This window comes from uncultured Campylobacter sp., assembly GCF_938045595.1.
In the GTDB taxonomy this organism is placed as follows: domain Bacteria; phylum Campylobacterota; class Campylobacteria; order Campylobacterales; family Campylobacteraceae; genus Campylobacter_B.
Window position 1 is genome coordinate 1 of sequence record NZ_CALIBB010000104.1, and the last position, 5,011, is coordinate 5,011.

A 5,011-nucleotide genomic window follows, 5' to 3' on the forward strand; every position below is an offset into this window, starting at 1 on the left:
AAGCAAAGAGGATCTTATCGTCAAAAGAGTCGCGAGAATGAATAATTCCACTAAACGAAAGGAATATTCAGATATAGTCATACTCTTTAAAAATTCTTCGAACGACTCAATAACCCTAAGAGATGTTACCCATGGCAACTCAATAAACGAAAATAACGTTATAGAAACCTTTGAATTTAGCAATGGTGACAAGCTAAGCTTTGAAGATATCAAAAAACTCTCTTTGATCGGTACCGACAATAGCGAAAACATTATAGGTTATGTCCATTCAAATAACATCATCAAAGGAGGTGGCGGAGACGACAAACTCTATGGCCAAGGCTGGAATGATACTATGTACGGCGGAGACGGAAACGATCTAATCGAAGGCGGTAGCGGCAATGATACCTTAATCGGAGATAAAGGAGATGATACCCTAAATGGTAGTGTAGGGAATGACACTTACGTATTCAATAAAGGTGATGGCAACGATACTATAGAGGATAGCGATGGAGCCGATACCCTTAAATTTGGAGAAGGGATTAGCAAAGAGGATCTGCTTATAAGTAGGGGTGCAGATAAAGATGATATCGTGATTAAATTTAAAAATAATACTGCCGATTCCATAACTTTAAAAAATGTTATTTATGAAAATAAAACTAGAATTAATGGCGCAATAGAGAACTTTGAATTTGCCAATGGGGATAAACTAAGCTTTAAAGATATCAAAGAGCTACCTATGGTCGGTACCGATAGTGGAGAAGCCGTAAAGGGCTTTGACGATGCAAACAATACTCTTGTAGGCAGCGACGGAAACGACAAACTATATGGTGGAGATGGTAACGATACTTTAATGGGGGGCGACGGTGAAGATGAGCTTCACGGCGGTATGGGAGATAATACTTTCATCGGTGGCAAGGGAAACGATATTATTGAGGGCGGAAACGGCAACGATACCTATATTTTTAATAAAGGTGACGGAACCGATACCATAAAGGAAAACGGCAATATGTCGGATGTTCTTAAATTTGGAAAAGGTATAAGCAAAGAGGATCTTATAGTAACTAGAGGTAGCTACTATGGAGATATAACTATTAAATTTAAAAATAACGACACAGATTCTATAATACTTAAAGATGCTATTGTTAGGGGTTCCGCAGTGAATGGTGGTAACATAGATTATTTCGAATTCGAAAACGGTGATAAGCTAGAACTTGATGACATTAAAAGACTATCTCTTCTCGGCACCGATCAAAACGATAAATTATCTGCCTATCACGATATGGATAATAACATCATAAAAGGTTTTGGAGGAGATGATGTTATTGAAGGTGCAGGTACGGATGTTCTTGGAAGAGGACTGAAGGATACGATATACGGCGGGGAAGGTAACGACTCTATAAGTGGCTATGGCGGAGACGATGTTCTTTACGGTGAGGAGGGAAATGATTCCATAGATGGAGGAGACGGTAACGATATTATAGTCGGCGGCAAAGGAGACGATATTCTTGATGGTGGAGATGGCGACGATACCTATGTCTTCAATATTGGCGATGGAGCCGATATTATAGAGGAATCCGGAGGCGGAATGGATATTATAAAATTCGGCGAAGGTATCAACAAGGAAGATATTATAATATCCAAAAGCAAAAGAGAGGAAGGGGATCGGGAACCTACTTGCCTAACGATCAAATTTAAAAACAACGATAAAGATTCCATAACTTTACAAAGTGTCATTCGGGACAATAAACCAAGTCCTTATTACGCAGCGGTAAAGGCCTTACAGTTTGCTAATGGCGATAAGCTAAACTTTGAAGATATTATTGCATTATCTTTAGTGGGAACCGATAAAAATGAAGCTATAAAAGGCTATAGCGACGCAAACAACACCATAGTGGGCAACGATGGAGACGATGAGCTTTACGGAGATAGGGGCGATGATGTCTTAATCGGCGGCAAGGGAGACGATATTTTAAGCGGCGGAGTCGGTGATGATACTTTTATTTTTAATAAAGGAGACGGTAACGACACAATAGTGGATGATTATACCAAATATAGCGACGATAAAGATAGTGATACTCTTAAATTTGGCGAAGGCATAAGCAAAGAGGATTTGATAGTTAAAAGAGCTAGAAACGACTATCCTAACGATAATTATCGAAATTATAAGGATTTCGTTATATCTCTTAAAAATTCTGCTGGAGATTCGATTACTTTACGAAATGCTACCGATCAAAATAGAACCAATGAAAATAACGCCGTAAAAACCTTTAAATTTGCCAATGGCGAAGAATTAGGAATTGAAGAGATTAAAAGATTATCGCTTATCGGCACCGACGCAGACGATGATACGCTATACGGTTATAACGATATGGATAATATCATCAAGGGCGGAGATGGAAACGATACTTTAACCGGCGGCGGCGGAGTAGAAAATATCCTTGAAGGCGGCAGAGGCAATGACATACTAAAGGGAGGCTATAGAAGTTACGGTGAAGAGATCAAGGGCAAAAATACTTTCGTTTTTTCTAAAGGCGACGGCAAGGATACGATAACGAGTATTAACAATGGGGATTTGATTAAATTTAAAGATTTAAATAAGGAGGATGTTAAATTTGAACTAGATTTAGTAAATAAAACTCTTCTAATATCAAGCACCGTTTCAAACGATACCGTATTAATAGAGGACTATAGCACTACCTCGGGGTATAATTATGAAAAAAGGCGTAATTTTGTGACAAACCTAAATATCGAATTTAAAGACGGCATCACTTTAAATAATGACTTTATCTTAAAAAACGCCAAGCTCAAAGGTGATGCAAACACTATGATAGGAGGCAAGGAAGATAATGTCTTTACCTATGACGGAGGAGCAAAAACCATAATGGATCTTGGAGGATACGATAAGGTCATATATAAAAATCCCGTAAAAAGAGTCCGCTATGATTACGGCGAGAACGGTTCGGATGACCTCAAGCTCATCATCACTCCGGCGGATCCCAATGCCAAAAATGATATCTTGGAGGTAAAAGGCTTTTTTAGCAATAGAAATAACGTCATAGAGGAATTTCATATAGGCAAATATCTAAATATCAAGGCGGCGGATATATTTAAGGCTTTCGGTATGGATTATGAGACGAATAATGCCAAAGCGGCTTCTTTAGCAAGCACTACGGAGACATTTTTGCCAGCCGCAAAACCCGCTGCTTTAGCGATGAATGCCGAGCTAGACATAGATAACGAAACTCAATCGTCGCCATTCTTGAAAAACTCGGATGAAGTAAAGCCCGCGGCACTTTTACAGGCAGGCTCTACATCCTCTACCAATAGCGATAAAAACGAAGTCTCATCTGCCTCAAAAGAAACCAATGGACACGATTTAAATTCCAAATCCGGTTGGGATATGATTCTAGGTAACGGCGATAAAGATGGGTTGAAAGCTATCGTTTCAAAGTATTGCGATGATTCAAATTTAAACGCCCCTGATCTAAATTCTGCTCTTAACGCTAACAGCACTGCAGCAGATCTAAGCTCTACCTCTAATATTGTCAAAGAAGAGGCTTTGAAAGATAACTCATTCTTGAGCCAAGATACGGTAAATAAGATCATCGAGCAGCTAAATATATACGCTGACGGCTCTGAAGCTTTGGAATTTAACCAAAAAGATATTCGCAAGGATGATATTCAGGTTTATATGAGTTAAGGCTTAAGGGTTATGCCTTAGTATTATGCCGGCATTTCATTTCACTCGCTAGCATATCGCTTTGTAGATCGATAATTTATATGGGGCGGCATCATATTTTAAGATGCCGCCCCATAGATTTATATCCTCAAAACCATAGCAAACGCATGATTAAATTTAATGTAGTAAATTTAAAATGCTCCCTGCACGAAATATATCACAATTCCTCAAATATCTCTATCCTTAGACAGGTTTTTACGCTTGTGGCCTTTGTCCCTCATTAAAGAACCCACAAAAAGAAGAAAGCCGATTCTGCAATTTTACAAGTTTTTGCCCTTTACGCTCTTCAAATCCCAACTCACATATGCCCTTCAGCTGCAATATCTAGTTCAAAACCAACCCCGGAATTCTCCATCCCCAATCCTAAAAATGAACGCTTTCCTCCCTGATATCCCTCCTATCCCCTCCCTCTCATACCCTCAAAATATCCCACAATATCATACTACCATTCTCTATCACCAAGCCCTTTTATAAGAAACGATGAAGCCCCATAGAAACTATGAATCTACTGAAAAGACAATAAGGTTGTTGAAAAAATAGAGCTTTTGAAAGGGCAATAAAGCGCAATGATGCTTCTGAGAAGACAATGAACCTATCGAAAAATAACGAAGCATAATAAGGCTTCTGAAAGACAACGAAGCTACCTAAAGACAATGAGGTTTTTGAAAAGACAATGAAATACAATAATAAAACCTTTGAAAAACAATGACTTAAGACAACGAAGTACAATAAGACCTTTAAAAAAACGATGAGCCTTCTAAAGACAACGAAGCTATTGAAAGACAACAAAGCTGCATAAAAATAATGAATCTCCAAGCTTTTTTATTTTCCCCGTTATAATAGACCAGTAATCTTTTAAATTTACCACAAAATCTATCACAAAGGAGCAGCTATGCATTACGAAAATCTTTTAAGAGTCAAGAAAGGTATAAAGGTCTTTAACGACAAAGCTCAAGAAACTGCTAATCAGAATGAGCTTATATGGCTAGTAAATACCTTTATCTCATATATTAGTAGAGCAAGGCATGATAAGAAAAGAGCGGATAATGCACTTAATGGTATATTGCACTATTACAAAGATATGAAAGTAGATAAAAGAGCCTTAAGCGAAGTAGTAAATAAAGAGTATAAAAAGCTACTAGGCCCAAAGAAAAAACCGACCAAATCAAAAATAGCAGATTATAAGGATTGCTTAAAATCCCTACATAAAAGCGGCCATAGCTATCAAAAAATAGCGGATATTCTATGGAAACGCTACGGCATACAAACCAGTAAATCAAGCGTAGCAAG

2 protein-coding genes are annotated in these 5,011 nt (G+C 38.1%); both read left to right on the forward strand.

All coding sequences use genetic code 11. From position 1 onward, the window contains the following. The coding region (locus tag Q0340_RS04275; protein WP_298082303.1) for a calcium-binding protein at nucleotides 1-3,682 on the forward strand (3,682 nt) is incomplete at its 5' end. Between the two features lie 931 nt (nucleotides 3,683-4,613). Next, nucleotides 4,614-5,011: hypothetical protein (locus Q0340_RS04280; RefSeq protein ID WP_298082304.1), on the forward strand; the 398-nt coding region annotated here is incomplete at its 3' end.